This is a genomic window from Enterobacter sp. N5-15, from assembly GCF_057221635.1.
Genome location: NZ_CM170150.1, coordinates 2,805,960 through 2,832,316, shown reverse-complemented (window position 1 = coordinate 2,832,316; position 26,357 = coordinate 2,805,960). Strand labels below are relative to the sequence as shown.

25 protein-coding genes and 1 pseudogene are annotated in these 26,357 nt (G+C 55.8%); 12 read left to right on the top strand and 14 right to left on the bottom strand.

Annotation, left to right across the window (positions count from 1 at the left end; all coding sequences use genetic code 11):
* Positions 1 to 52: 52 nt before the first annotated feature.
* Together AC2TE5_RS13450 and rnd are read left to right on the top strand one after the other, a co-directional pair.
* Positions 53 to 1,366 (top strand): annotated as a pseudogene (locus tag AC2TE5_RS13450) (AMP-binding protein); the annotation flags it as partial.
* A gap of 71 nt (positions 1,367 to 1,437) precedes the next feature.
* Entirely contained in the window at positions 1,438 to 2,565 is a 1,128-nt protein-coding gene (rnd, locus tag AC2TE5_RS13445; protein ID WP_484613342.1) for a ribonuclease D, read from the top strand.
* 75 nt (positions 2,566 to 2,640) lie between these two features.
* On the opposite strand, the gene minE is transcribed toward rnd, so the two are convergent.
* From minE to minC, 3 genes are read right to left on the bottom strand one after another with little or no spacing between them, the layout of a single operon-like run.
* The gene (gene minE / locus AC2TE5_RS13440; RefSeq protein WP_008500504.1) at positions 2,641 to 2,910 is read right to left on the bottom strand and encodes a cell division topological specificity factor MinE; all 270 of its coding nucleotides are present in this window, start codon (positions 2,908 to 2,910) and stop codon (positions 2,641 to 2,643) included.
* A gap of 3 nt (positions 2,911 to 2,913) precedes the next feature.
* The gene (gene minD, locus AC2TE5_RS13435) at positions 2,914 to 3,726 is read right to left on the bottom strand and encodes a septum site-determining protein MinD (protein ID WP_121424130.1); all 813 of its coding nucleotides are present in this window, start codon (positions 3,724 to 3,726) and stop codon (positions 2,914 to 2,916) included.
* Between the two features lie 23 nt (positions 3,727 to 3,749).
* Positions 3,750 to 4,457, bottom strand: a complete 708-nt coding sequence (gene minC / locus AC2TE5_RS13430) for a septum site-determining protein MinC (RefSeq protein ID WP_032658477.1) — start codon at positions 4,455 to 4,457, stop codon at positions 3,750 to 3,752.
* 123 nt (positions 4,458 to 4,580) lie between these two features.
* Here minC and AC2TE5_RS13425 point away from each other — a divergent pair, with 123 nt between their 5' ends.
* The 3 genes from AC2TE5_RS13425 to AC2TE5_RS13415 all read left to right on the top strand — a co-directional run bounded on the left by AC2TE5_RS13425 (position 4,581) and on the right by AC2TE5_RS13415 (position 6,097).
* Positions 4,581 to 4,856, top strand: coding sequence for a YcgL domain-containing protein (locus AC2TE5_RS13425; RefSeq protein WP_032658474.1), 276 nt, complete (start codon positions 4,581 to 4,583; stop codon positions 4,854 to 4,856).
* Positions 4,857 to 4,903: 47 nt separating this feature from the next.
* Positions 4,904 to 5,563: a fumarylacetoacetate hydrolase family protein gene (locus tag AC2TE5_RS13420; protein WP_032658472.1), complete on the top strand. Its 660-nt coding sequence runs from the start codon at positions 4,904 to 4,906 to the stop codon at positions 5,561 to 5,563.
* Positions 5,564 to 5,656: 93 nt separating this feature from the next.
* Positions 5,657 to 6,097 (top strand): YcgN family cysteine cluster protein, encoded by a 441-nt coding sequence (locus AC2TE5_RS13415; protein ID WP_024909872.1) that lies wholly within the window; start codon positions 5,657 to 5,659, stop codon positions 6,095 to 6,097.
* A 125-nt stretch (positions 6,098 to 6,222) separates the two neighbouring features.
* Here AC2TE5_RS13415 and dsbB read toward each other — a convergent pair whose 3' ends face one another.
* Both dsbB and nhaB read right to left on the bottom strand, forming a co-directional pair.
* The gene (gene dsbB / locus AC2TE5_RS13410) at positions 6,223 to 6,753 is read right to left on the bottom strand and encodes a disulfide bond formation protein DsbB (RefSeq protein ID WP_024909807.1); all 531 of its coding nucleotides are present in this window, start codon (positions 6,751 to 6,753) and stop codon (positions 6,223 to 6,225) included.
* A gap of 143 nt (positions 6,754 to 6,896) precedes the next feature.
* Positions 6,897 to 8,435, bottom strand: coding sequence for a Na(+)/H(+) antiporter NhaB (nhaB, locus tag AC2TE5_RS13405; protein WP_484611807.1), 1,539 nt, complete (start codon positions 8,433 to 8,435; stop codon positions 6,897 to 6,899).
* A gap of 201 nt (positions 8,436 to 8,636) precedes the next feature.
* Between nhaB and fadR the strand changes: the two genes are divergently transcribed.
* Positions 8,637 to 9,356, top strand: coding sequence for a fatty acid metabolism transcriptional regulator FadR (fadR, locus tag AC2TE5_RS13400; protein WP_484611806.1), 720 nt, complete (start codon positions 8,637 to 8,639; stop codon positions 9,354 to 9,356).
* A 109-nt stretch (positions 9,357 to 9,465) separates the two neighbouring features.
* Here fadR and AC2TE5_RS13395 read toward each other — a convergent pair whose 3' ends face one another.
* Positions 9,466 to 10,998, bottom strand: a complete 1,533-nt coding sequence (locus AC2TE5_RS13395; RefSeq protein WP_023293929.1) for a SpoVR family protein — start codon at positions 10,996 to 10,998, stop codon at positions 9,466 to 9,468.
* 321 nt (positions 10,999 to 11,319) lie between these two features.
* Between AC2TE5_RS13395 and AC2TE5_RS13390 the strand changes: the two genes are divergently transcribed.
* Positions 11,320 to 12,618: a D-amino acid dehydrogenase gene (locus tag AC2TE5_RS13390; RefSeq protein ID WP_063143835.1), complete on the top strand. Its 1,299-nt coding sequence runs from the start codon at positions 11,320 to 11,322 to the stop codon at positions 12,616 to 12,618.
* A gap of 9 nt (positions 12,619 to 12,627) precedes the next feature.
* Positions 12,628 to 13,698, top strand: a complete 1,071-nt coding sequence (gene dadX, locus AC2TE5_RS13385) for a catabolic alanine racemase DadX (protein ID WP_484611805.1) — start codon at positions 12,628 to 12,630, stop codon at positions 13,696 to 13,698.
* Positions 13,699 to 13,793: 95 nt separating this feature from the next.
* Here the strand turns inward: dadX and AC2TE5_RS13380 are convergent, their stop codons facing one another.
* Together AC2TE5_RS13380 and ldcA are read right to left on the bottom strand one after the other, a co-directional pair.
* Positions 13,794 to 15,527 (bottom strand): potassium/proton antiporter, encoded by a 1,734-nt coding sequence (locus AC2TE5_RS13380; protein ID WP_023336053.1) that lies wholly within the window; start codon positions 15,525 to 15,527, stop codon positions 13,794 to 13,796.
* Between the two features lie 97 nt (positions 15,528 to 15,624).
* Positions 15,625 to 16,539 (bottom strand): muramoyltetrapeptide carboxypeptidase, encoded by a 915-nt coding sequence (gene ldcA, locus AC2TE5_RS13375; protein WP_252030244.1) that lies wholly within the window; start codon positions 16,537 to 16,539, stop codon positions 15,625 to 15,627.
* Positions 16,540 to 16,646: 107 nt separating this feature from the next.
* On the opposite strand from ldcA, the gene emtA reads away from it, so the two are divergent.
* On the top strand, positions 16,647 to 17,258 hold the full coding sequence (gene emtA, locus AC2TE5_RS13370; protein ID WP_063143839.1) for a membrane-bound lytic murein transglycosylase EmtA: 612 nt from the start codon (positions 16,647 to 16,649) through the stop codon (positions 17,256 to 17,258).
* A 38-nt stretch (positions 17,259 to 17,296) separates the two neighbouring features.
* On the opposite strand, the gene ycgR is transcribed toward emtA, so the two are convergent.
* A complete protein-coding gene (gene ycgR, locus AC2TE5_RS13365; protein ID WP_193940724.1) occupies positions 17,297 to 18,028 on the bottom strand; it encodes a flagellar brake protein YcgR in 732 nt (243 codons plus the stop codon).
* A 208-nt stretch (positions 18,029 to 18,236) separates the two neighbouring features.
* Between ycgR and AC2TE5_RS13360 the strand changes: the two genes are divergently transcribed.
* Both AC2TE5_RS13360 and AC2TE5_RS13355 read left to right on the top strand, forming a co-directional pair.
* On the top strand, positions 18,237 to 18,491 hold the full coding sequence (locus AC2TE5_RS13360; protein WP_008502662.1) for a GlsB/YeaQ/YmgE family stress response membrane protein: 255 nt from the start codon (positions 18,237 to 18,239) through the stop codon (positions 18,489 to 18,491).
* 112 nt (positions 18,492 to 18,603) lie between these two features.
* Positions 18,604 to 20,706 carry a TonB-dependent siderophore receptor gene (locus AC2TE5_RS13355; protein ID WP_484611804.1) on the top strand — a complete coding sequence of 701 codons (2,103 nt, stop codon included), beginning with the start codon at positions 18,604 to 18,606 and terminating at the stop codon, positions 20,704 to 20,706.
* A 64-nt stretch (positions 20,707 to 20,770) separates the two neighbouring features.
* Here the strand turns inward: AC2TE5_RS13355 and AC2TE5_RS13350 are convergent, their stop codons facing one another.
* Together AC2TE5_RS13350 and AC2TE5_RS13345 are read right to left on the bottom strand one after the other, a co-directional pair.
* Complete coding sequence (locus tag AC2TE5_RS13350) at positions 20,771 to 22,456, bottom strand: alpha,alpha-trehalase (protein WP_484611803.1); 1,686 nt, start codon at positions 22,454 to 22,456, stop codon at positions 20,771 to 20,773.
* A gap of 102 nt (positions 22,457 to 22,558) precedes the next feature.
* Positions 22,559 to 23,515, bottom strand: coding sequence for an AraC family transcriptional regulator (locus tag AC2TE5_RS13345; RefSeq protein WP_484611802.1), 957 nt, complete (start codon positions 23,513 to 23,515; stop codon positions 22,559 to 22,561).
* A 115-nt stretch (positions 23,516 to 23,630) separates the two neighbouring features.
* Between AC2TE5_RS13345 and AC2TE5_RS13340 the strand changes: the two genes are divergently transcribed.
* Positions 23,631 to 24,818, top strand: coding sequence for an MFS transporter (locus tag AC2TE5_RS13340; RefSeq protein WP_484611801.1), 1,188 nt, complete (start codon positions 23,631 to 23,633; stop codon positions 24,816 to 24,818).
* Positions 24,819 to 24,866: 48 nt separating this feature from the next.
* Here AC2TE5_RS13340 and AC2TE5_RS13335 read toward each other — a convergent pair whose 3' ends face one another.
* The 3 genes from AC2TE5_RS13335 to AC2TE5_RS13325 are packed head-to-tail and all read right to left on the bottom strand — an operon-like array spanning position 24,867 to position 26,272.
* Positions 24,867 to 25,346: an Hcp family type VI secretion system effector gene (locus tag AC2TE5_RS13335; RefSeq protein WP_484611800.1), complete on the bottom strand. Its 480-nt coding sequence runs from the start codon at positions 25,344 to 25,346 to the stop codon at positions 24,867 to 24,869.
* A complete protein-coding gene (locus tag AC2TE5_RS13330) occupies positions 25,347 to 25,568 on the bottom strand; it encodes a hypothetical protein (RefSeq protein WP_484611799.1) in 222 nt (73 codons plus the stop codon).
* Complete coding sequence (locus tag AC2TE5_RS13325) at positions 25,568 to 26,272, bottom strand: hypothetical protein (RefSeq protein ID WP_484611798.1); 705 nt, start codon at positions 26,270 to 26,272, stop codon at positions 25,568 to 25,570. Before AC2TE5_RS13325 ends, AC2TE5_RS13330 begins: the two co-directional genes overlap by 1 nt.
* Positions 26,273 to 26,357: the final 85 nt, after the last annotated feature.

The following is a 26,357-nucleotide window of genomic DNA, read 5'->3' as shown; positions in this document are numbered from 1 at the left end:
CAATTAATAAACTGGTACGCTGAGTTAATATAATGTTAACAAACTGTTTATTATCGTCATTGTGTCCAACTTCGCCCATACCCTGGAAAAAGTGGTCGACAAAACTCAGGTTAAACACGTCATCCTGACGCGCATGGGCGATCAGCTCTCCACCGCCAAAGGCACGCTGGTTAACTTTGTCGTCAAATACGTCAAACGTCTGGTGCCAAAATACCACCTGCCGGACGCCATCTCCTTCCGCCGCGCGCTGCATGCGGGCTACCGTATGCAGTATGTGAAACCCGAAGTGGTCGCGGAAGATCTTGCGTTTCTGCAATACACAGGCGGGACCACCGGCGTGGCCAAAGGGGCCATGCTTACCCACCGCAATATGCTGGCAAACCTTGAACAGGTGAACGCCACCTACGGGCCGCTGCTGCATCCGGGCAAAGAGGTGGTGATCACCGCGCTTCCGCTGTATCACATCTTTGCGTTGACCATGAACTGCCTGCTGTTTATTGAACTGGGTGGTCAGAACATCCTCATCACCAACCCGCGCGATATCCCGGGCCTGGTGAAAGAGCTGGCGAAATACCCGTTCACCGCTATGACAGGGGTAAACACCCTGTTTAACGCGCTGCTTAATAACAAAGAGTTCCAGCAGCTGGATTTCTCCACGCTGCATCTCTCTGCGGGCGGCGGCATGCCGGTTCAGCAGGCGGTCGCCGAGCGCTGGGTGAAGCTCACCGGCCAGTATTTGCTGGAGGGCTATGGCCTGACGGAATGTGCTCCGCTGGTCAGCGTTAACCCGCATGATATCGACTATCACAGTGGAAGCATTGGTCTGCCGGTTCCTTCCACAGAGGCCAAACTGGTCGATGATAACGATAACGAAGTTGCGCCGGGCGAGCCGGGCGAGCTGTGCGTCAAAGGTCCGCAGGTGATGCTGGGCTACTGGCAGCGCCCCGACGCGACCGACGAAATCATTAAAGACGGCTGGCTGCACACCGGTGATATCGCGGTGATGGATGACGAGGGCTTCCTGCGCATCGTCGATCGCAAGAAAGACATGATCCTGGTCTCCGGCTTCAACGTCTATCCGAATGAGATCGAAGACGTGGTTATGCAGCACAGCGGCGTGCTCGAAGTGGCGGCAGTCGGCGTCCCTTCTGGCAGCAGCGGCGAAGCGGTCAAGATATTTGTGGTCAAGAAAGACGCTTCACTCACGGAGGAGGAGCTGGTAACGTTCTGCCGTCGTCAGCTGACGGGCTACAAGGTGCCGAAGCTGGTTGAATTCCGCGATGAGCTGCCGAAATCCAACGTCGGAAAGATATTACGACGAGAATTACGTGACGAAGCCCGTGGCAAAGTAGACAATAAGGCCTGAGCTTCACGTTAATCGCCCAGACGCCGGTTAAGCCGGCGTTTTTTATGGGCGCAAACAAAAGAGAATCCGATTTGAATTACCAGATGATCACGACCAACGACGAGCTGGCTTCGCTGTGCGAAGTGACGCGCGACTTTCCTGCCATTGCTCTGGATACCGAGTTTGTCCGTACCCGGACCTATTATCCGCAGCTGGGTTTGATTCAGATGTACGACGGTAAACACGTCTCCCTGATCGACCCTCTCGGCATTACCGACTGGACGCCGATGCGTGACCTGCTGCTCGATACCGCCGTGACGAAATACCTGCACGCAGGCAGTGAAGATCTGGAAGTCTTTCTGAACACTTTTGGCATCATGCCCCAGCCGCTGATTGACACGCAGATCCTCGCGGCATTCAGCAATCGTCCGCTCTCATGGGGGTTTGCTGCCATGGTAGAGGAGTATACGGGCCTGACGCTGGATAAAAGCGAATCCCGTACCGACTGGCTGGCGCGTCCGCTAACCGAGCGTCAGCTGGAGTATGCGGCGGCAGACGTGTTTTACCTGCTGCCGATTGCCGGACAGCTGATGAAAGAGGCTGAAGCTTCCGGATGGCTGTCTGCGGCGCTCGACGAGTGTCGTATGACCCAGCAGCGCCGCCAGGAAGTGGTCGACCCGAAAGAGGCCTGGCGCGATATCAGCAACGCCTGGCAGCTGCGTACGCGTCAGCTGGCATGCCTGCAGCTGCTGGCAGACTGGCGCTTGCGTAAAGCGCGCGAGCGCGATCTGGCCGTTAACTTTGTGGTTCGCGAAGAACATCTCTGGGCGGTCGCGCGCTATATGCCGGGCAGCATGGGCGAGCTGGACAGCATTGGGCTTTCGGGCAGCGAGATCCGCTTCCACGGTAAAACCCTGCTGGCGCTGGTCGCAAAAGCGCAGGAGCTGCCGGAAGATGCGCTGCCGGAACCGCTGCTGAACCTGATGGATATGCCGGGCTATCGCAAAGCGTTTAAGGATATCAAAGCGCTGGTGCAGGACGTTGCAGCGGAACGCAAGCTGGGCGCTGAACTGCTCGCCTCACGTCGTCAGATTAACCAGCTGCTGAACTGGCACTGGAAGCTGAAGCCGCAGAGTGGCGTGCCGGAAATGATGGCGGGATGGCGCGGGAAATTGATGGCCGATCGCCTGAATACGCTGCTGGAAGGTTATCCGCGATAAAAAAATATGCCGGGCGATATACCCGGCATATTCCCCCGGTGGCGCTGCGCTTACCGGGGCTACGAAATCACAAATCTACGGACGCGACTCTTCCGCTTCCGGGAGCGTAACGTTCAGCTCCAGAATCGAAATATCCCCGTCTTTTTGTTCCAGCTGCACCGTGACCATCTCCGGGTCAATCTGCACATACTTGCAGATTACTTCCAGGATGTCCTTGCGCAGCTGCGGCAGGTAGTGAGGCTCGGCGTCGCTACGACGACGCTCCGCAACGATAATTTGCAGACGTTCTTTTGCGATGTTGGCGGTGTTCTTTTTCCGCGAGAGAAAAAAGTCCAGTAATGCCATAACTTATCCTCCGAACAGGCGTTTGAGGAAACCTTTCTTCTCTTCTTCAATGAAGCGGAAAGGACGTTCTTCTCCCAGCAGACGGTCAACGGTATCGGCGTAAGCTTTACCTGCATCTGCCAATGTATCAAGGATCACTGGCTCGCCCTGGTTAGACGCGCGTAACACGGACTGATCTTCCGGGATAACGCCCACCAGCTTAATGCGCAGGATCTCCAGCACGTCTTCCATGCTCAGCATGTCACCTTTGTTCACGCGGCCTGGATTGTAGCGGGTGAGCAGCAGGTGTTCTTTAATCGGGTCTTCGCCATTTTCCGCACGACGGGATTTAGAGGCGAGGATCCCCAGAATGCGGTCTGAGTCACGCACGGATGAAACTTCAGGGTTGGTGGTGATGATCGCTTCATCAGCGAAGTACAGCGCCATCAGGGCACCGGTTTCGATGCCGGCAGGGGAGTCGCAGACAATGAAGTCGAACTCCATTTTTTTCAGCTCATCAAGCACCTTTTCCACCCCTTCACGAGTCAGGGCGTCTTTGTCACGCGTCTGAGAAGCCGGAAGAATGTAGAGGTTCTCGGTGCGCTTGTCTTTAATCATCGCCTGGTTCAGCGTGGCATCGCCCTGAATGACGTTCACGAAGTCATACACGACGCGACGCTCACATCCCATGATGAGGTCGAGGTTACGCAGACCGATATCGAAGTCGATAACGATGGTTTTCTTTCCCTTCTGGGCCAAACCAGTAGCGATGGCCGCGCTGGAGGTGGTCTTGCCAACGCCTCCTTTACCCGAAGTAACAACAATAATGCGTGCCATAGAAATTCCTTGTTAAAAAGGGATCAATTCAACGGTTGAACGGTCAACGCGTCGTCTGCCAGAAGCAGGCGGGCCGCTTTGCCATAAAATTCGGCTGGGATCTTGTCGCTCAGCCAATATTCACCTGCGATGGACACCAGTTCCGCCGTCAGGTGAGTACAAAATATTTGCGCATCTCGATCGCCACTTGCACCTGCGAGCGCACGTCCACGCATCATACCGTATACGTGAATATTGCCATCTGCAATCAGCTCAGCGCCAGCACTGACGTGGCTTGTAACAATCAGATCACAGTTTGGTGCATAAATACGCTGACCGGAACGAACCGGCACATCAATCATTCGCGTTTTTGTGACGGTAGTAACGTTTTGCACCACAGGAGGGGGCGTTTGCACGGCAACGGGGGCCGCACGCGAGGCTTTTTCTTTGCCCTCATTCAGAAGAGGCAGCCCCGCACGCTCAATTTCCGCTTTCAGCTCAGTATCTTTGCAGCCGCTGATGCCCACGATACGCAGTCCGGTCGAGGAGACGGCCTGCTGGAGAAGTTTCCAGTTAACCGGAGCCTCAAGACCGCTGACGTTGATAACAACAGGGGCGTGCTTCAGAAAGGCGGGAGCCTGGGCGATTTTGTCTTCTAACGCCTGACGAATAACCTCGGGTTTTGCATCATGCAAATGTACCACTGATAAGGTGAAGCTACTGCCTTTAAGCTCGATGGGCGTGTTTGACATCCTGGCCTTACTCAATTTGCTATTAACCGCAACCACTCGCTGCGATATTCCGAAGAGTATCAGGCATGTTATAGTCAGGAGTATATTGAGGCAAGCAACCACCCATTAATTCAGAGTAAAAACATGTTTTGTGTGATCTACAGAAGTACAAGCCGTGACCAGACCTATCTTTATGTCGAAAAGAAAGACGATTTTTCACGCGTGCCTGACGAATTAATGAAGAACTTTGGCCGACCACAGCTGGCGATGCTGCTGCCGCTTGATGGTCGTAAGAAACTGATTAATGCCGATCTGGATAAAGTGAAAACGGCCTTAGCCGAGCAAGGCTATTATTTACAGCTTCCACCGCCACCCGAGAATTTATTAAAACAGCATCTTGAGGCGAACGGTAAAAAATAGTCTCAACTGTTTTTGGGCACAACACATCAACCGTTTAGGGGTCGACCATGTATCAACATCATAACTGGCAAGGTGCATTACTGGATTATCCCGTCAGCAAAGTGGTTTGCGTGGGCAGCAACTATGCAAAACATATTCAGGAGATGGGCAGCGCGACGCCAGAAGAGCCGGTCCTGTTCATTAAGCCTGAAACGGCGCTTTGCGATATCCGCCAGCCGCTGGCGCTGCCGCAGGGGCTGGGCTCGGTGCATCACGAAGTTGAGCTCGCCGTGCTGATCGGCGCGACGCTGCGCCAGGCCTCAGAAGAGCATGTTCAGAAAGCGATTGCCGGTTACGGCGTGGCGCTGGATCTCACGCTGCGTGACGTGCAGGGCAAAATGAAGAAAGCAGGGCAGCCGTGGGAAAAGGCCAAAGGGTTTGATAACTCCTGCCCCATCTCGGCGTTTGTTCCGGTGAGCGAATTTACCGGCGATCCGCAGGACACCCCGCTTAGCCTGAAGATTAACGGCGAGATCCGCCAGCAGGGCACCACCGCGGACATGATCCACAAGATTGTGCCGCTGATCGCCTACATGAGCCGCTTCTTTACCCTGAAACCGGGCGATGTGATCCTGACTGGAACCCCAGAAGGTGTTGGACCGCTGCTCAGCGGTGACGAGCTAGAGGTCGGTTTTAACGGCCTGTCGCTGAAAACCCGCGTGCTGTAACCCCATCTTGCCGCCTGAAGAGGGCGGCAAAACTTGCAACAACGTGCCAGACTCGTTATAAGGTGCGCTTCCTTTTGACGTGTGGACATCCTGATGAACGACATCCCTTTCTGGCAAAGCAAAACTCTCGACGACATGACCGATGCGGAATGGGAATCATTGTGCGACGGCTGCGGGCAGTGCTGCCTGCACAAGCTGATGGATGAAGATACGGATGAAATCTACTTCACCAACGTTGCCTGCAAGCAGTTAAACATTAAAACCTGCCAGTGCCGCAACTATGAGCGCCGGTTTGAATTTGAGCCTGACTGCATCAAGTTAACCCGGGATAATCTGCCAACGTTTGAATGGCTGCCGCATACCTGCGCGTATCGCCTGCTGGCGGAAGGGAAAGGTCTGCCTGACTGGCATCCGCTGTTAACCGGTTCAAAAGCGGCGATGCACGGTGAACGCATTTCTGTGCGCCACATCGCGGTGAAAGAGTCCGAGGTGCGTGACTGGGAAGACCACATCATGAACCACCCGACCCGTTGAGATTAAAAAACCCGCCGAGGCGGGTTTTTTATTGTGTTTGTGCGGCCTGATGCCCTCACCCCAACCCTCTCCCACGGGAGAGGGCGCAAACACTAAAAACGACAACCGAGGTTGCCGTTTTGCTTTTACCTTCCGAACAGATCGCGTTTCTTCGGTTTGAACGGCTGAGCGATCAGCACCAGCAGCGCCACGACGAAGTAGGCGGCAAAAATACCCACCAGCCACTGCGGCATCTCCAGCGTCAGGAATTCCCACTGACGAACGGAGCAGTCACCGGATGCGACAAACACCTGCGGCAGCCATTTGTCCAGCGGCAGCCAGCTCGGGAAGCGGGCGGCAAAATCACAGGTCATAAACGGTGACGGATGCAGTTGCATCATGGTGTGCTGCCAGGAGAGTTCAATCCCTTTCCAGGCGCTGTAGATCCAGATGGCAATACCGGCATAGCGAAGCGGCGATTTTGGGGCAATCGCGCCGACCAGGCCCGCACCCATAATGCCGAACAGCGCGCAGCGTTCATAAATACAAAGCACGCAAGGTTTCAGTCCCATTACGTGCTGGAACCACAGCGCGACCATTTCCAGCGCAAAGGCGGTCAGGGCCATTAACAACCACGCTCCGCGACCGCGGGAGCACTGGTTTAAAAATCTCAACATAATCATTTCCCTGGAACATGCTTAGAAAGCGCAGTGTAAACGAATTCGTTTTTCGCGCCACCTGTACCTGACGAAATAAAACGTAATTGGATGTTTATCGTGCGAAAAGGCAAACGGGCAGCGAACTGCCCGAGATGCATAGTTTACTGCGCCGCAAGTATACCCGCTTGTATCAACCATTGCGTACAGGGAATGAGGGTAATTTTGACGCAAAGCAATCCCACGATCGTGAGCACCAGCGTGTAGGGCAGCGCCATCCACACCATCCTGCCATAAGAAAGTCGTATGAGCGGCGCGAGGGCGGAGGTCAGCAGGAACAGGAAGGCGGCCTGGCCATTTGGCGTCGCCACCGACGGCAGGTTGGTGCCGGTATTGATTGCCACCGCCAGCAGCTCAAACTGTCCGGCGCTGATAACGCCTTGCTCCATGGCCGCTTTGGCCTCGTTGATGTAGACCGTCCCGACGAAGACGTTATCTGAGATCGACGAGAGCAGGCCGTTAAACAGGTAAAACAGCGACAGCTGAGCATCCGGTGACGCCCGTAATACAAAGGCAATAATCGGCGCGAACAGGTGCTGATCGATAATCACGGCCACGACGGCAAAGAACACCGCCAGCAGGGCGGTAAACGGTAGGGCTTCGGTAAACGCCTTGCCGATGGCATGTTCGTCCGTCACGCCGGTAAAGGTGGTGGCGAGAATAATGACCGACAGGCCAATCAGCCCCACTTCGGCAAGATGGAGCGCCAGCGCCGCGATAAGCCAGACGCCGATGATCCCCTGCGCAATCAGCCGTAGCGTCTCCTGGCGCGTCCGCTGGCTGCGGCTCTGCAGATCGAATTTATGCAGCTCCTGACGAACCGGCTCCGGGAGCTGCGCCCCGTAGCCAAAGAGGCGAAACTTCTCCACCAGCAGACAGGTCGCCAGACCGCAGATCAGCACCGGTACGCTCACCGGCGCCATTCTCAGGAAGAACTCACCGAAGTGCCAGCCCGCCGCTTTGGCAATGATCAGGTTTTGCGGCTCGCCCACCATGGTCATCACGCCGCCCAGCGCGGTACCGACGCCAGCATGCATCATCAGGCTGCGCAGGAAGGCGCGAAACTGCTCCAGTACGTCACGATTATGCGCATCGACGTGGCTGTCATCCTGCAAATCTTCACCCGGGCGAGAGGAGGCCACGCGGTGATATATACCGTAAAACCCAACCGCAACGCTTATCACCACCGCGACGACCGTTAGCGCATCCAGGAACGCCGACAGGAAGGCGGCCGCAAGGCAAAACGCCAGCGAGAGGAACATTTTCGACGGAATGCTGAGCAGCAGGCGCGTGAAGATAAACAGCAGCAGCTGTTTCATGAAGTAGATGCCCGCCACCATAAACATCAGCAGCAGCAGCACTTCGAGATTTGACGCCAGCTCAGCTTTGACATGCTCGGCGCTGGTCATGCCGATGACGACCGCCTCAAACGCCAGCAAACCGCCCGGCAGCAGGGGATAACATTTCAGCGCCATGGCCAGGGTGAAGATAAACTCCGCCACCAGCAGCCACCCGGCAATGAACGGGTTTACGCTAAAGAGGAGGGGGTTAACGACCAGAAACACCAGAAGTATAAGTTTGTACCAGTCCGGAGACTGGCCTAAAAAGTTGCGCCACAGCGCGCGCCCAAAAGAAATTTCCACGACAGACGTCCATCCCCGTCAAGTAAGACAAAACATCAGTATACGCAAAAATCGCGGCCTGGAGGCGGATAAGGCTGCATTGTAAATTTCACAAAAATGAAACGGCGATCCCTCTTTTCTCTCTTTGCCGTGCTACCTGCCACTGGCTGCCTCTGGTATGATGAGTCCAATTTGCTAAAGCTGTGTAATGGAAATCTCACTATGGTCATTAAGGCGCAGAGCCCGGCGGGTTTCGCGGAAGAGTACATCATTGAAAGCATCTGGAATAATCGTTTCCCTGCGGGGTCCATTCTTCCGGCTGAACGCGAACTCTCTGAACTGATTGGCGTCACTCGCACCACGCTGCGTGAAGTGCTCCAGCGGCTGGCGCGCGATGGCTGGCTGACGATCCAGCACGGCAAGCCGACGAAAGTAAACAACTTCTGGGAAACGTCCGGGCTGAACATTCTTGAAACGCTGGCGCGTCTCGACCATGAAAGCGTGCCGCAGCTCATTGATAATCTGCTTTCCGTTCGCACCAACATCGCGACGATCTTTATTCGTACCGCCTTCCGTCAGCATCCGGAAGACGCCCTTGCGGTGCTGGCCAGCGCGAACGAGGTGGAAGATCACGCCGATTCCTTTGCCACCCTCGATTACAACGTGTTTCGCGGCCTGGCGTTTGCCTCCGGCAACCCGGTGTACGGTCTTATCCTCAACGGTATGAAGGGGCTTTACACCCGCATCGGCCGCCACTACTTTGCCAATCCTGAAGCGCGTAGCCTGGCGCTGGGCTTCTACCATAAGCTGAGCAAGCTCTGTACCGAAGGCCTGCACGATCAGGTTTATGAGACGGTGCGCCGCTACGGTCATGATTCCGGTGAAATCTGGCACCGTATGCAGAAAACGCTGCCGGGTGATTTAGCGATTCAGAGTCGCTAAAGAAAAAACCTCTCATATGAGAGGTTTTTTTTGCCCGGTGGCGCTTCGCTTACCGGGCCTACAAAACCCGTAGGCCGGGTAAGGCGCAGCCGCCACCCGGCAAAAAACACTACAGCGTATTCAACCGCGCCGGGCAGCGTTCCAGCAGCTCGACGCTCCCGTCTTCATTCTGCTGCTCCAGCTGCACGTCAAAGCCCCACAGGCGATGCACATGCTTCAGCACCTCTTTACGCCCTTTATCCAGCGGCGCTCGATTGTGCGGGATATAGCGCAGCGTCAGGGAGCGGTCACCGCGCAAATCGACGTTCCAGACCTGAATATTCGGTTCAAGGTTGCTCAGGTTGTACTGGGAAGAGAGGCGAGAGCGGATCTCACGGTATCCCTCTTCGTTATGGATCGCGGAAATCTCCAGATAGTTGTTGCGGTCGTCGTCCAGCACGGTGAAGAAGCGGAAGTCACGCATGATCTTCGGCGACATAAACTGGCTGATGAAGCTCTCATCCTTAAAGTCGCGCATCGCAAAGTGCAGCGTTTCCAGCCAGTCAGAGCCGGCGATATCCGGGAACCAGTACTTGTCTTCTTCCGTCGGCGACTGGCAGATACGCTTAATATCCTGGAACATGGCAAAGCCAAGCGCATACGGGTTTATTCCGCTGTACCACGGGCTGTTGTAGGGCGGCTGGAACACCACGTTGGTATGGCTGTGGAGGAATTCCATCATGAACCGCTCGGTAACTTTCCCCTCGTCGTACAGATGGTTAAGAATGGTGTAGTGCCAGAAGGTCGCCCAGCCTTCGTTCATCACCTGCGTCTGCTTTTGCGGGTAGAAATACTGGCTCACCTTGCGCACGATGCGCAGGATCTCACGCTGCCACGGCTCCAGCAGCGGGGCGTTCTTCTCCATAAAATAGAGCAGGTTTTCCTGCGGCTCGGACGGGTAACGACGCGCTTCGGCGATCGTTTTTTCCTCCTCACGCTTCGGCAGGGTACGCCACAGCATGTTCACCTGGCTTTGCAGGTACTCTTCGCGGCTTTTCTGCCGGGCCTTCTCCTCCTGCAAAGAGATTTTCTGCGGACGCTTGTAGCGGTCCACGCCGTAGTTCATCAGCGCGTGGCAGGAGTCGAGCAGTTTTTCCACTTCGTCCACGCCGTAGCGTTCTTCGCAGTCGGTAATGTATTTACGGGCGAAGATCAGGTAATCCACGATGGAGCTGGCATCCGTCCAGCTGCGGAACAGATAGTTATTCTTGAAAAATGAGTTGTGCCCGTAGCAGGCGTGCGCCATCACCAGCGCCTGCATGGTAATGGTGTTCTCTTCCATTAAATAGGCGATGCACGGATTGGAATTAATGACGATCTCATACGCCAGCCCCTGCTGGCCGTGCTTGTACAGCCGCTCGGTTTCAATAAATTTTTTACCAAACGACCAGTGCGGATAGTTAATCGGCATCCCGACGCTGGAGTAGGCGTCCATCATCTGTTCGGACGTAATGACTTCAATCTGATGAGGATAGGTATCCAGACGATACAGCTTTGCGACCCGGTCGATTTCGGCGAGGTAAACATCCAGCAGCTCGAAGGTCCAGTCGGGTCCATCGCTCAGACGTGTGTTGTCCTTGTTCAGGGAATCAATAGTAGCCATTAGCGCGCCCTCGTTGTGGGTGCTCTCTCTGTCTGGAGAGCCTCCTTTCAAGCATAGATCAACGTGTTAAAAAGCGTGCTGGGGCAGAAATTTTTTCTTTGCGATTTCGCGTTTTTGATACGGCAAAAAAACGGTATGTCTCAGCATATTATGCTGGTTAAAAATAACGCGCAGCAGGAGATCCCAAATTAGCACTATCCCCTGATGCTGGGGGATGTGTGAGGTAAGTCACCATAAAAAAGTCGTATGTTGAATAATATTTTCAACTAGGTTATCAATCTGTAATTAGAAGATTGTTCTTTTGCACATAATGGAGTGGCTATGCGTGTTGTCATACTGGGAAGTGGTGTCGTTGGGGTAACCAGCGCCTGGTATTTAAGTCAGGCGGGACATGACGTAACCGTTATCGATCGTGAATCCGGTCCCGCGCTTGAAACCAGCGCGGCGAACGCCGGGCAAATCTCTCCGGGGTATGCGGCACCGTGGGCTGCGCCGGGCGTTCCGCTGAAAGCGATTAAATGGATGTTCCAGCGCCACGCGCCGCTGGCCATCAGCCTTGACGGCACGCAGTTCCAGCTGAAGTGGATGTGGCAGATGCTGCGCAACTGCGACACCCGCCACTACATGGAGAACAAAGGGCGCATGGTGCGCCTGGCGGAATACAGCCGCGACTGTCTGAAAGCGCTGCGCGCGTCGACGGGGATTGAGTACGAAGGCCGTCAGGGCGGGACGTTACAGCTGTTCCGCACCGAGCAACAGTACGAAAATGCCACCCGCGATATCGCCGTGCTGGAGGATGCCGGCGTACCGTACCAGCTCCTGGAAGCCAGCCAGCTTGGCCAGGTTGAACCGGCGCTGGCGGAAGTGGCGCATAAGCTGACGGGCGGCCTGCGCCTGCCGAATGACGAAACCGGTGACTGCCAGCTCTTTACGCAACGTCTGGCGCAAATGTGCGAGCAGGCGGGGGTGAAGTTCCGCTTCAACACCTCTGTCGACAAGCTGCTGTCGGAAGGGGAAAAGATTTACGGCGTGAAGTGCGGCGACGAGGTGATCAAAGCCGATGCCTACGTGATGGCGTTTGGTTCGTACTCCACCGCCATGCTGAAAGGCATTCTCGACATTCCGGTCTATCCGCTGAAGGGCTACTCGCTGACCATTCCGGTGAAAGAAGAGAGCGGCGCGCCGGTGTCGACCATTCTGGATGAAACCTACAAAATCGCCATTACCCGCTTCGATAACCGTATTCGCGTAGGCGGCATGGCGGAGATTGTCGGCTTCAACACCGAGCTGCTGCAGCCGCGTCGTGAAACGCTGGAGATGGTGGTGGGCGATCTCTTCCCGCGCGGAGGTTTTGTTGAACAGGCGACGTTCTGGACCGGCCTGCGTCCGATGACCCCGGACGGCACGCCGATCGTGGGCCGCACGCCGTATAAAAACCTGTGGACCAATACCGGACACGGCACGCTTGGCTGGACGATGGCCTGCGGATCGGGCCAGCTGCTGAGCGACCTGATTTCCGGGCGCACGCCGGCAATTCCGTTTGACGATTTAAGCGCCGCACGCTATCAATCGGGGTTTACGCCTTCGCGTCCACAGCATCTGCACGGCGCGCATAACTAAGGAGCTGTCATGTCCCGTCCTGTTCTGGCCCAGCTGAACCTGCAGGCCCTGAAGGATAATCTGCAAATTGTTCGTCGGGCGGCACCCGGTTCGCGCGTCTGGTCGGTGGTGAAAGCGAACGCCTACGGCCACGGTATCGACCGTATCTGGAGCGCGCTGAGCGCGACCGACGGCTTTGCGCTGCTGAATCTGGAAGAGGCCATTCTGCTGCGCGAGCGCGGCTGGAAAGGGCCCATACTGCTGCTGGAGGGCTTCTTCCACGCGGACGATCTGCCGCTGCTGGACAAGTATCGACTGACCACCAGCGTTCACAGCAACTGGCAGATTAAGGCGATTCAGGATGCGAAGCTCCATGCTCCGCTGGATATCTATCTCAAGGTGAACAGCGGCATGAACCGACTGGGCTTCCAGCCTGAGCGGGTGCATACGGTCTGGCAGCAGCTGCGCGGCATGAAGAACGTGGGCGAAATGACGCTGATGGCGCATTTTGCCGACGCGGAACAACCCGACGGAATTGCCGATGCCATGGTGCGCATTGAGCAGGCGGCAGAGGGGCTGGACTGCCCACGCTCGCTGTCGAACTCGGCGGCCACGCTGTGGCATCCCGAGGCGCACTACAACTGGGTGCGTCCGGGGATTGTTCTGTACGGTGCGTCTCCCTCAGGCCAGTGGCAGGATATCGCCAACAGCGGCCTGAAGCCGGTCATGACCCTGCGCAGTGAAATCATTGGCGTGCAGACGCTGAAGGCCGGTGACGCGGTGGGCTACGGCAGCCGCTACCGGGCAAAGGGCGAGCAGCGAATTGGCATCGTGGCGGGCGGCTATGCCGACGGCTACCCGCGCATCGCGCCGACCGGCACGCCGGTCTGGGTCGATGGGGTTCGTACGGGAACGGTGGGCACCGTATCAATGGATATGCTGGCCGTTGACCTGACGCCATGCCCGCAGGCGGGGATCGGTTCACCTGTGGAGCTGTGGGGTAACGAAATTAAGATTGATGACGTTGCTGCCGCGGCGGGCACGGTGGGGTACGAATTGATGTGCGCGCTGGCACCGAGAGTGCCGGTTGTGACGGTGTAACATATATTTATGTCGGGTGGCGCTAACGCTTACCCGACCTACAAAACCCTCGAACGTAGGCCGGGTAAGCGTTAGCGCCACCCGGCAAAAAACCGCTACTCCGTTTCCTCTTCCATCGGCCTGACGCCGACTTTTCTCACCGCGTTATCTTCTTTCTCCGCAACCGTCCAGATCATCCCTGCGAATTCTACCTGGTCGCCGACGACGGGGGCCGCCCCCAGCAGTTGTTGAATGATTTCCCCTAACGTTTGCTGCTTGTCGCGGTACTCCAGCCCTTCATCCAGGCCGTAAATCAGCGCCACATCGGCAAACTTGGCGCTGGCTTCCAGAATAAAATCGCCGAAGAAACGCTGATCTAGCGCCACCGGAGGGGACTGGCTGAACAGCTTGCCCAGCGCGGGCAGGTCGCGCTCGCGGCCAATGACGCAGAGAATATCCCCTTCGCGCAGGCGGGTGCTGCCGGTAGGATGCAGCAGGACATTATCGCGGAACAGGGCGGCAATGCGCGTTTCGGCCGGCATGTGCAAATCGCGCAGCGAGGCCCCCACGCACCATTTGTCGGCGCTCAGCTGATAGACGAACTGTTCCCACGGGTTCTCCGGGTGAATGTCGAGCCCCACGCGGGAGACCGGCCAGCCCACGGGAGGGACCACCACTTTGGCTTTTTTAGCCGCCCACCCGAGCGAGGTTCCCTGGAACAGCAGTGAAATCAGCACCACGAAGAACGCCACGTTAAAGAACAGCCGCGCGTTATCCAGACCGGCCATCATCGGGAACACCGCAAGGATAATCGGCACCGCGCCGCGCAGGCCCACCCAGCTGATAAACACACGCTCGCGCAGGTTGAAGCCGCGAAATGGCAGCAGGCCTGCAAATACCGACAGCGGACGGGCGAAGAAGATCATCCACGCGGACAGCAGCAGCGCCGGAACGGCGATCGGCAGCAGATCCGATGGCGTAACCAGCAGGCCCAGCACCAGGAACATGCCGATCTGCGCCAGCCAGGCCAGACCGTCAAAGTTCTGCAAAATGGCATGCCGGTTGCGAATAGGGCGGTTGCCCATCAGGAACCCGCAGAGGTAGACGGCGAGAATGCCGCTGCCGTCCAGCGCGGTGGTGACGGCAAAAATGAGGATACCGCCGCTCAGCGCCAGCAGGGGGTAAAGCCCCGCGGGCAGCGAGATGCGGTTGATCATCTGCTGTAACAGGTATCCCCCCGCGAGGCCGATAACAATCCCCAGCCCGAACTGCTGCAGGATATGCCAGACGAACATCCAGCTCAGGCCCGTCTCGTGCTGCTGGATCATCTCAATCAGGGTGATGGTGAGAAACACCGCCATCGGATCGTTACTGCCGGATTCAATCTCAAGCGTGGAGCCGACGCGTTCGTTAAGCCCTTTTCCGCCGAGCAGGGAAAATACCGCTGCCGCATCGGTTGAGCCCACGATGGCGCCAATCAGCAAACCTTCCATGATATTGAGATGGAAAAGCCACGCGGCCATCATTCCGGTGAGGCCAGAGGTAATCAACACGCCGACCGTGGCGAGCGACAACGCAGGCCCTAAGGCCACGCGGAAGGAGCTCGCCTGGGTGCGCATCCCGCCGTCCAGCAGGATCACCGCCAGCGCGAGGTTACTCACCATGTAGGCGAAGGGGTAGTTATCGAATGGGATACCGCCAATGCCATCAATGCCGGCGAGCATGCCGATGGCGAGGAAAATGACAAGAATAGGTATGCCGAGACGCGATGAAAATGAACTTAATAAAATACTGCTGGTTACAAGGACGGAACCCAAAATGAAAAGGCTGATTATCGCTGCGGCATCCAATGTTCTCTTACTCCCACCTCAATGTTAACGCTGTTACTAAAACCCTAACATATTAACAACGGCAACAGCGTTTTATTAAGGGGGTATAACGGCTTTTTTATGCCTTTATGACAGGATGGCCGCTGATGGTCAGCCGACTGCCGGAATCGTTGTGGATCAGGGAGGCGTGCGCCCCCAGCGCCAGGGTCACGGTTTGCTGCTCATGGCCGAAATCCAGACCGGTGATGACCGGAATATCCAGCCGCGAGCGAACGAAGTCGACCATGGTTTCAAGGGAGTAACCCGCGTCATAGTCATTCGGAGCAGAGCCGCTGAAGCTGCCCAGCACAATCGCGGACTGGCGTTCAAGAATACCGGCATGATAAAGCTGCAAGAGCATGCGCTCGACGCGGAACGGATGTTCGTTGATGTCTTCCAGCACCAGAATGCCGTCCTCGATTTGCGGCATCCACGGCGTGCCGATAAGCGAGACCAGCATCGCCAGGTTACCGCCCCAGAGCTGGCCTTCACACTCCCAGTGCGGTCCATTGCCTTGCCACTCCACGCTGTAGGTAGGGTTACGCAGCGCGCGCCAGAAGTGTTCCACGGTAAACGCATCCAGCTCCGGCGCGCCGAAGTTACCGGCCAGCATCGGACCGCTGAAGGTGATAACGTTATGCAGGGCCAGCAGCCCGAGCTGGATGACGGTGAAATCGCTGTGGCCGCAAATCAGCAGCGGATCGTGCTGCTGGCGCAGCGCCAGCCCCTGCCAGTCAATGCTCTCCAGCAGCCGGCTCGCACCGTACCCGCCGCGCACCGCAAGCACAATCCGGTTTTCGCCCGTCAGGTTCACCAGACTATTGATATCATTCAGCCTCTGCGCTTCAGTACCGGCAAAACGCTGCTGGCGGCGGGGGATAATCGTCTGATTTTCTACCTGATGACCCGACTCCAGCAAACGCTGAACGCCCCGCTGCGCCGCGTCCTGGTTAATGCAGTAGCCCGACGGCGCGATGAGATGAAACTGAGACATGGCAATTCCTTGCTGAATGAGAAACTAATTGTCTATATCATGCCGCTTATACGCCGCCTGCTTCAAGAGGCGGCGCACCGCGATGACCGGCTATAAGGATAGATGACGTGAAATTGAGATGGTTTGCTTTTTTGATTGTGTTGCTTGCTGGCTGTAGTTCAAAACATGATTATCAAAACCCACCCTGGAACCCGGAAGTGCCGGTGAAACGGGCCATGCAGTGGATGCCGATCAGTGAACAAGCCGGGAAGGCCTGGGGCGTCAGCCCGCGTCTCATCACGGCGATCATTGCGGTGGAGTCCGGCGGAAATCCTGCGCTTGTCAGCAAATCCAACGCGGTGGGCCTGATGCAGCTTAAAGCGTCAACGGCGGGGAAAGAGGTTTACCGCTATATGGGCTGGAGCGGCCAGCCGTCGACCAGCGAGCTGAAAAACCCGGAACGCAACATATCAATGGGCACGGCCTACCTGAGCATAATGGAGCATGGCGTGCTGAAGGGCATTAAGGATCCGGAGGTGATGCAATACGCGCTGGTGGTGTCTTACGTTAACGGTGCCGGCGCGTTGCTCAGAACCTTCTCCTCTGACCGCAAAGAGGCGATAGAAGAGATTAACGGCATGGACAAAGACGAATTCTTTGAACATGTGGCGAAAAATCACCCGGCACCACAGGCGCCTCGTTATATCTGGAAAGTACAGAAAGCGATGGATGCCATGTAATGCCGCAGACGGGCGGCGGTCACGCTGCCCGATTTTCCTTACAGAACTTTATTTGCGCGTTCCCGCGCCTCCCGCTCGAGAGAATAGATGATGCGCTGAAGCTCGCGCTCTGCGCCGGGCCCGACGTTCAGGAAACGGAAGCTCAGACGCGGCGTGGTGATGGTTTCATTTTTGCTGTCCACGACGGTACGGTCGCTGATGGCAATCAGCTGTGCATCGAAATAAAAGCGACCCCAGCCCCCCATATCCAGCTCAATTTGCGAAAACCGCATGCCCTCTACCAGGCCGTCGGGTTTCGGCGTATCCATCAGTGCGCCCATGCCGCCCAGCGACAGGTCGAAGAGGCGGAAGCGGATCTCTTTTTTGTCCGGCATTTTGGCCTTACAAAAATAGGCGGGATGGAGCGGGGCGCTGATGCGGAAATATTCACGACGCTGGACAAACCAGAGGTTGGTGGGAAGCGGGGTAGCAAAAGCAGGGAGTCCCTGGTATTCGCTCATTTCCAGCCGCGTCAGGACAAACTCCACTTTGGCACCCTGCGTTTCGGCCATTACCGCGACATTTTCCGCTTTCAGCGCCGCGCGGTTTTCATACTCCTGACTGCCTAAATCAATCACCAGCCGCTCCTGCGAGGCGTCAAGGATCTTGCTGATGAACTGATTATTCGACCAGCTGATGCGCAGCGGCACTTCACCTTTTTGCAGGTCGCGTAATACCCCTAATACAGCCAGCGGATTTTGCTTGAGGAACTGCTCACTGTAATGACTCACGCCGGATGGCTCCTTGATTGATGACAGACTGTCTTAGCGTTATCGGCAATCTGCAATGAAACTTAATACAAACCGGTGAGTTTTTTTTGCCTGTTTAAGCAAAGATAAGTCGGTGAGATGAAAATGGTTTTCCGGCGATGACCTATACTTAAGTTAGCTGTGCAGAAGGTTTTCTGCGCACGCGTTAAACCTGCAAGAGGGCATCGCTATGGGTATCATCGCCTGGATTATCTTTGGTCTTATTGCTGGCGCTATCGCTAAACTGATCATGCCGGGAAACGATGGCGGCGGCTTTATTTTGACCTGTGTACTCGGGGTCGTTGGTGCGGTTGTGGGCGGCTGGCTGGCGACGATGTTTGGTTTTGGAGGCAACATAAGTGGTTTCGACCTGCACAGTTTTCTGGTCGCTGTCGTGGGTGCCATTGTGGTGCTGGGCATATTCAGGTTACTGCGACGAGCATAAATTGACGTAAACGGCTCTCTGCGGAGGGCCGTTTTTTTGCCTGAGTATTGATTTGTTAATCTAAATGATAATAATTGTCGTTCCGTATTGCATCTAACAACAAGACGACATTATGAATACCTCACGCTTTACGCTTTGCGCCCTGGCAGGCGCCGTTACGCTGGCATTGCAGGTCCCGGCGTTCGCCGAAGAATCCACCATCGTCGTCACGGGCTCAGAGCAGGGCAGCGCGCTGCCGGCCTGGACGAACAGCGCTACGAAATCGGCCGTTGCCGAAAGTAAAACGCCGCAGGTCATCACGACCCTCTCTGCGCCGGAAATTGAAAAGCGTCACGCGAATTCGGTGAATGAAATCCTGCGCTATGCCCCGGGCGTCTCAACCGAGGTGCGGGGCAATACCTCCTACATGAGCGAATATAAAATTCGTGGATTTACCGTCGACCAGGAGTTCTACAACGGGCTGCAGCTGCCTTATAACGTCACCGGCAATACCAAAGCGCGCATCGATCCGCTGCTGATTGACAGTGTGGATATCCTGAAAGGCCCCTCATCGGTCCTTTACGGCGGCGGCTCGCCGGGCGGGCTGGTGAATATTCAAAGTAAAAAACCGCAGCGGGAAGCCCGAACCGAGATCGGCGTTAACACCGGAAACCGTAATCTGAAAGAGGGCTATCTCGATTCAACCGGGCAGATTGCCGACAGCGACTGGAACTACCGTCTGCTGGGCAAAGCCACGGAAAACGACGATCAGCCGCACACCACCCGGTATGAAAACTACCTGGTTGCGCCGTCCGTCACCTGGCAACCGGACAGCAAAACCCGCCTCACCCTGGACGCGCTGGCGCAAAACACCCCGAGCCTGACGCCGTCTAACCCGCTGCCGCTCGCCTACCTGCGCTCAAAATACGCGGGCAAGCGCGATTACGCCGGAGACGAATGGAGCGGGTTTAAGCAGCGTCAGTGGATGCTGGGCTACAGCTTTGAACATGAATTTGACAGCGGCTGGGGTTTTAACCAGAAGGCGCGCTATTTCGACGTCGATACCCACCAGCGCAGCGTCTACGCGACAGGGACGGGAAGCGAGGTGTATCAGCTCAACCGCTTTGCTTACACCACCGATGAAGACCTTAAGAGCTTCAACATCGACAACCAGGTGACCAAAACCGTTGCGCTGGGCGACTGGAAGCACCATCTGCTGGCCGGGTTTGACTATCAGAAGCTGAACTCCCATTTCCACTATCGCTACGCGTCGGCCACGCCGGGTATCGATATGCGTCATCCTGACTATTCGCAGATCGACGATAGCGCTCTTGGGCTGTATACCGCCCAGAAAAACCGCCTCAGCTATCAGCAGAACGGCTATTACTTACAGGATCAGGTAGAGTTTGGCGGCCTCAACCTGCTGGGCAGCCTGCGCTACGACGATTACCGCTCCGTCACCACCAACTACCTGCAAAACGGTGATAAAGCCTGGGTGTCGCAGGATCGCGTCACTAAACGCCTGGGTGCGCTTTACGCCTTCGATAACGGGATTTCACCATTTATCAGCTATTCAGAAGGTTTTGCGCCGGTGTCACCGCAGGGAACGCTCGTGGCGAAAGACGTCAAGCCGACCACCAGCAAGCAGGTGGAGGGCGGGGTGAAATATCTTCTGGCCGACTACGCCACCACCTTTACCGCCTCGGTGTTTAACATTCGTCAGAAAAATGTTGTCACCTCCGACCCGGGCTTCCTGAACTATCGTCAGACCGGGGAAGTGGAATCCAAAGGGGCAGAGCTGTCCGCCATCAGCCGTCCGACGGACAACCTGACGCTAATTGCCAACTATGCGTACACCCACGCGATCAACCGGGAAGATGACAAGTACAAAGGAAAACGTCCAACGCAGGTGCCGGAGAATGCCTTCAACCTCTGGGGGGATTACACCTTTGACAACACGCCGCTGAAAGGACTGATGCTGGGAGCGGGCGCACGCTACACCGGGCCGATGGAAATCTCTCCGGCAAACGATGCAGGAAAACTGGGCGGCACTACGCAGTACGATCTGGCGGCTTCCTACCGGATGGGCGAAATCCTGCCCTCGCTGGCGGGGCTAACGCTTAAGGCCAGCGCGCAGAACATCACCAATAAAGAGACGCTGACCTGCTACGACGCGACCAACTGCTGGATTGGGCGTGACAGGACGTATCAGCTAGGGGCGAGTTACAGTTTCTAAGTAACTCCCTGTGAGTTCAAAATGTAGGCCGGGTAAGGCGTAGCCGCCACCCGGCAATACACCCTTACTGCGCCGCAGCTTTCACCGGCGCAGCCTCATCATTCGCCGCAGGCTGATTCTCCGGCACGCTGTCGCACGGTTTTTCTTTCGGGCAGACCCGATCCAGCATTTTCAGCGTCACGCCGTTGCTCCAGCCGAAGCCATCCTGCAGCGGATATTCCCCGCCGCCGCCGCCCGTACCGGTTGTCGACACATCATATTTCTCGACCAGTTTCTTTTCCCGATCGTAAGTATGCTGAACGTTCTTCAGGAAGCGCCAGGTCACGTCCATCGAGACCTTCTCCTGGCCGTAGTTCTGCAGCCCTTCCGCGGCCACCCATTGCAGCGGGGCCCAGCCGTTTGGCGCATCCCACTGCTGGCCGCTGTTGACGGTGGTGGTCGCAATACCGCCCGGTTTCAACAGGCGCGATGAGGTTGCCGCGGCGACTTTATCGGCCCGCTCCTGCGCCGCCGCCTTCACGTAAAGCGGGAACAGGGCTGCCGCCGTGAGCTGATTGCGAACCTTCTTGCTCTTCAGATCGTAATCCGCGTACCAGCCCTCTTTATCATTCCACAGGTGGCTCTCGATGGCTTTCTGACGCGCCGTTGCCAGCGCCTCGTATTTGCTTGCGCTGGCGGCGTCGCCACTCTCCTGGCCTGCCCGCGCCAGCAGTTTTTCCATCTTGAACATCAGGGCGTTCAGATCCACGGGGACAATGCTGGTGGTCCGGATGGTGCCGAGCTTTTGCGGGTCGTCCATCCAGCGGGAGCTAAAATCCCAGCCCGAGGCCGCAGCGGAGCGCAGATCGCGGTAGATCTCGGTCGCAGGTCGGTTAGGGTTACTTTTGGCGGTATTCACATCGTCAAGCCAGGACTCCGGGCGCGGGGTATCGCGGTCGTCCCAGTAGCGGTTGAGGATAGCGCCGTCATCCAGCTTCACCACGCGCTTGTTATTCTGCCCCGGCTGAAGGGCATCGACGCCGTCCATCCAGTAGGCATACTCTTTCTCCATCTGCGGACGATACTTCTTCAGCGCATCGCTGTCGTGCGTTGCCAGCAGCTCCACCATCAGCGAGAAGAACGGCGGCTGGGATCGGCTCAGGTAATAGCTGCGGTTGCCGTTGGGAATGTGGCCGAAGGTGTCAATCTCATACGCAAAGTTATCCACCATGTCGCTGATTTTGTCCCAATGATCGCTCTCAGCCAGGCCCAGCATGGTGAAATAGCTGTCCCAGTAGTAGACCTCGCGGAAACGCCCGCCGGGCACAACGTAAGGTTTGGGTAACGGCAGCAGGGAATCCCATTTGTTGCTGGCTTTATCCGTGGTGCGCGTCAGTACGGGCCAGAGATCGTCGATGTGCTCACGTAAACTTTGTCCAGCAGGCGGAACATATTTTTCCCCTTCCGCAGGGAGCGTGAAGTTCATCTCGACAAAGTGGCGTAAGTCAAAGCTGGACTGCGTGTGCTGCATCCGATAGTCCGCCAGAATCATCAGCGGGTCGCTTTTGGGGACGGCATCAGCGAAGGTTTTCTGATCGGGAAACAGTTTGGCGCTTTGCACATCATTAAACAGGGGTCCCAGCAAAATATCGGGTGAGGCTGTCTGGGCTGCGGGGCTATCGTCGGCATAACCGAAAGTCGTTACGCCGAGCAGCGCGCCTCCTAACGCAAGGGGCAAGAACGCGGGGCGTAGTGTACGAGGTCTTATCATTAGTTCGTCTCCTGTCTTCACTAAACAGCGTGACCGCTGTTGTCAATCACCTGAAAACCTTAGACGAATATTGCTCGCTTCGCGTTAAAAATTGCTGGCCAGTCAAACCTCTTCCGGCGTCTGGCTGGCTTCCCGCAGCGTGCCGGGCGCATGCCCGATAATCCGCTTAAACGCCCGGCTAAATGCCGCCAGAGAGCCGTACCCCAGCCGCAGCGCGACGGTTTCAATCGGCTGATTTTCGTGGCGAATGTACTGGATGGCCAGCCGCATCCTCAGCTCGCTGAGATATTTTGCCGGGGTGGTTCCCGTTGCGGCCAGAAACCGTTCGGCGAACACGGAACGGGAGGTGCCCGCTTCTTTTGCCAGATCCGCCACGCTCCAGTTCAGGCCGGGCTGCTGGTGCATAGCGTAAATGGCCCGGCTCAGGCGCGGGTCGCGCAGAACCTGCACCCAGCCGGTGGCTTTACCACAGCCGCCTTCAACCCAGCCGCGCACGATTAACGCCGCCACCACGTCGGCCAGGCGCGCGAGGATCCCGGCGTACCCGGCCTGACGCGCCACGGATTCCCGCTCCATCGCCACCAGCAGCGGGTGGATCTCCGGCCAGGTGGACATCAGCCGGCTGACCATCATCACTTCCGGCATCGCCTTAATTAGCGGCTGCATCCCGCCCAGCTCAAAATCCATGCACCCGCTAAAGATGATGGTGTTCTCGCTTTCCGGGCAGGGCTCGCAGGTTATGGCGCAGACCGAGCTGCATATAGGCTCGCTGGGAAAGTCGCTGACCGGGGTAATGGTGGCCCGCTCGTCGGAGAGCAGGGCATGGGAATTGCCGCCAGGAATAAACAGGGCATCGCCGCTGCTCAGCTGAAAGGCCGCACCGCTCTCCATTCGCAGCAGGGCGCTGCCGTGGCTCACGAAATGAAACTGCGCTTTGCCGGGGGCGTGGTGGAACGCGACGCCAAACGGCGAGCTGGCTTCAATCCGCCGGTATTTCACCCCTGACAGGCGCATGCCGCGTAAAAGTTCGCTGATCAGATCGGGTGACTGTACGGTCATGGCGCAACTCCGGACGAATAATCAATAAGTGGAGATTATATGTCATAGATCGTCCAGGGTGAACCTTCTATGCTTTTGCGACAGTTGTCACATTTTTATAACGGGAGAAAAACAGATGAATTCATGTGTCGCGGCGAGCGAGGCGGTAGCGCCTGCAAAACCCGCCTGGCGGGCCGTATATTCACTGGGGCTGGGGGTGTTTGGGTTGATTACGGCAGAATTTCTGCCCGCCAGTCTGTTAACGCCGATGGCCGCGAGCCTGGGCGTGAGTGAGGGAATGGCCGGGCAGGCCGTCACCGCCACCGCGCTGGTGGCGCTGGTGACCGGGCTGCTGATTACGCCAGCCACCAAAAGTATCGACCGCCGCTGGGTGCTGATGTTTTTCTCGGTCCTGCAAATTATCTCCAGCCTGCTGGTGGCCTTTGCGCCGACTCTGCACGTGTTGCTGATGGGACGTCTGCTGCTGGGGGTAGCCATCGGGGGATTCTGGGCGATGTCGACGGCGACGACGATGCGTCTGGTTCCGGCGGATAAAGTGCCTAAGGCGCTGGCAGTGATCTTCTCCAGCGTATCGATTGCCACGGTGGTCGCGGCGCCGCTCGGCAGCTATCTGGGCAGCCTGATCGGCTGGCGCAACGTCTTTGTGCTCTGCATCCTGCCGAGCATGCTGGCGCTGCTGTGGCAGCTTTGGGTACTGCCGTCCATGAAGCCGGAGAGCAGCGGCAGCCTGAGTACGCTGTTCCGCGTGCTGCGTCGTCCGGGGATGATCGGCGGCATGCTGGCGACCATCCTGATCTTCAGCGGCCATTTTGCCTTCTTTACCTACCTGCGTCCGTTCTTGGAAACGGTGGGTCAGGCGAGCGTTGAGACCATTTCGCTGATCCTGCTCGGCTTTGGGCTGGCCAACTTTGTCGGCACCTCCGTTGCCGGGCATCTGCTGGCACGCAATCTGCGCCTGACGCTGGCGCTGGTGCCGTTCGCAATGGGCGTTCTCGCGCTCACGATGGTGGCGTTTGGTCATCTGGCTATGCTGGACGGGTTGCTGGTTGCGCTGTGGGGCTTTGCATTTGGTCTGGTTCCGGTGGGCTGGTCAACCTGGCTTGCTACCACCGTTCCGGATGAAGCCGAAAGTGCAGGAGGGCTGCTGGTGGCCTCAATTCAGCTGGCAATCAGTGCCGGTGCTGCCGGAGGCGGGGCGGTATTTGACCTCAACGGCGCCAGCGGCGTATTCGCGGGAAGCGGTTTCCTGCTGGTGATGGCGATGGTGATTGTGTTTATGGGTGTGAAAGTAAAAGCAGAGTGAGTGCTTTCCCTCTCCTTTGGGAGAGGGACTTAACGGGCGTCCATTGTTCTATGCTACCGCTCTTTCATTCCAGGTGTCTTTAAACATGATATTCCCATCGCAATATTTCCATTCAATCGATTCATAGCGAAGTTCGACTTCTTCCATATGTGCACTTGCGATACCGAGCGGGTGCAATACTGGCGAGATCCTCGTTATCTTTACGTTTTCCAGAGTGATATTGAAGTATTCGCGCTCAATACCGGCGTCATCAATTTTATACATTTTGATTAATGCACATTTGAATGTTTTGCCTGTACATACAGCACGAAATAAATAGGGTGTGATGCGATCTATTTCTTTTTCAAAGGTAATGGGAACATGAAGGCGCGTTCCTGTCAGTTTTCCCGTGTTGGAACTGGTGGGGATCCAGACGGAGTGATTAAACGATTTGAGTTCGGTAGAGCCCAATCTTGTAGGCATTAAACACTCGCCTAATACGGGAGCATTATTTTCGTCAGTAAACCATATATGTGCTGGTGTAGACATTTATTCATCCTTTGTTTTGTAACGAAATGCAATGAAGTAAACAACTAATACAATAATCCCAACGACTCGCAGTGCAATTTTTTCGTTTTCTATAAAACTCACTACGACAGCGCCAAGAATGATGGCGAATATTCCAGTGCCATACCAAAAAAAATCATCCATAATGTCTTGTAAGAAACTTTTTAAAAATTGTATCAAAATTTTTTTTATTGATTGCCACATTATCGCATCATTCTATTCAGCGCATCAGCAATTTCGCTATCGGATGCAGTGTTTAAGTTAAAATACCCGGCTTTCATTATCACCGGTTCAATAAGGAAATACATCATTTCCAGCTTTTCAACATATAGCGCATGGTAAAATAACGGTTGAAATTTTTTAAGTGTATTTGCGCTGTCTGCCGCATGCTGAACTATAGCGTAAAGGTTTAATACGGTAATTACACCTCCTGTGCTCAAACCAACCTTTTTCATAAATGCACTTTTTACGGCCGCGTTCATGTTATTACCATAACAGATGTATGACGTGACGGCATAAATCAAACCATTCTTAGATACTTGCTTTACTGAATAGTTTGTTGTAAATGGTATTAATTTTTCGAGAATGTTTTTTCTTTGAATAATGGATTTGTTCTGAAGCATCGTTTCAATATAAATCCTTACCATTCTAAAAATTACATCTCTATGCTTAACAAGTTCGGCGACTCCTGCTAAGAACCTCAAATCTTCCGAACCCAATTTTGTACAGACATCCTGATAATTGTCTGTAAAGCAAGACGTATAATAAAGCAATCGCGTGGTAGCATCACCAAGATTGTTTAAATATTCTATGGCACCATCCTTTACCCCCGCGACGGCACGATCGAGCCTTACTGCGAGATCTTTATCGGATCCAATTCTTTCTATAATTTCCTTGCTGTAGTACATAATAAGTCCCTGTTGTTTACAGGGTTTATCATGGTCTACGTTATCGTCTAAATAAAGTGATCGCACTCGCAATTTTAAAAGTAAA

Excerpts from the sequence above, each read along its gene's own strand:
- minE (WP_008500504.1), bottom strand. The coding sequence starts at position 2,910 with ATGGCATTACTGGACTTTTTTCTCTCGCGGAAAAAGAACACCGCCAAC.
- minD (WP_121424130.1), bottom strand. The coding sequence starts at position 3,726 with ATGGCACGCATTATTGTTGTTACTTCGGGTAAAGGAGGCGTTGGCAAG.
- minC (WP_032658477.1), bottom strand. The coding sequence starts at position 4,457 with ATGTCAAACACGCCCATCGAGCTTAAAGGCAGTAGCTTCACCTTATCA.
- AC2TE5_RS13425 (WP_032658474.1), top strand. The coding sequence starts at position 4,581 with ATGTTTTGTGTGATCTACAGAAGTACAAGCCGTGACCAGACCTATCTT.
- AC2TE5_RS13420 (WP_032658472.1), top strand. The coding sequence starts at position 4,904 with ATGTATCAACATCATAACTGGCAAGGTGCATTACTGGATTATCCCGTC.
- AC2TE5_RS13415 (WP_024909872.1), top strand. The coding sequence starts at position 5,657 with ATGAACGACATCCCTTTCTGGCAAAGCAAAACTCTCGACGACATGACC.
- dsbB (WP_024909807.1), bottom strand. The coding sequence starts at position 6,753 with ATGTTGAGATTTTTAAACCAGTGCTCCCGCGGTCGCGGAGCGTGGTTG.
- fadR (WP_484611806.1), top strand. The coding sequence starts at position 8,637 with ATGGTCATTAAGGCGCAGAGCCCGGCGGGTTTCGCGGAAGAGTACATC.
- AC2TE5_RS13395 (WP_023293929.1), bottom strand. The coding sequence starts at position 10,998 with ATGGCTACTATTGATTCCCTGAACAAGGACAACACACGTCTGAGCGAT.
- AC2TE5_RS13390 (WP_063143835.1), top strand. The coding sequence starts at position 11,320 with ATGCGTGTTGTCATACTGGGAAGTGGTGTCGTTGGGGTAACCAGCGCC.
- dadX (WP_484611805.1), top strand. The coding sequence starts at position 12,628 with ATGTCCCGTCCTGTTCTGGCCCAGCTGAACCTGCAGGCCCTGAAGGAT.
- ldcA (WP_252030244.1), bottom strand. The coding sequence starts at position 16,539 with ATGTCTCAGTTTCATCTCATCGCGCCGTCGGGCTACTGCATTAACCAG.
- AC2TE5_RS13360 (WP_008502662.1), top strand. The coding sequence starts at position 18,237 with ATGGGTATCATCGCCTGGATTATCTTTGGTCTTATTGCTGGCGCTATC.
- AC2TE5_RS13355 (WP_484611804.1), top strand. The coding sequence starts at position 18,604 with ATGAATACCTCACGCTTTACGCTTTGCGCCCTGGCAGGCGCCGTTACG.
- AC2TE5_RS13350 (WP_484611803.1), bottom strand. The coding sequence starts at position 22,456 with ATGATAAGACCTCGTACACTACGCCCCGCGTTCTTGCCCCTTGCGTTA.
- AC2TE5_RS13345 (WP_484611802.1), bottom strand. The coding sequence starts at position 23,515 with ATGACCGTACAGTCACCCGATCTGATCAGCGAACTTTTACGCGGCATG.
- AC2TE5_RS13340 (WP_484611801.1), top strand. The coding sequence starts at position 23,631 with ATGAATTCATGTGTCGCGGCGAGCGAGGCGGTAGCGCCTGCAAAACCC.
- AC2TE5_RS13335 (WP_484611800.1), bottom strand. The coding sequence starts at position 25,346 with ATGTCTACACCAGCACATATATGGTTTACTGACGAAAATAATGCTCCC.
- AC2TE5_RS13330 (WP_484611799.1), bottom strand. The coding sequence starts at position 25,568 with ATGTGGCAATCAATAAAAAAAATTTTGATACAATTTTTAAAAAGTTTC.
- AC2TE5_RS13325 (WP_484611798.1), bottom strand. The coding sequence starts at position 26,272 with ATGTACTACAGCAAGGAAATTATAGAAAGAATTGGATCCGATAAAGAT.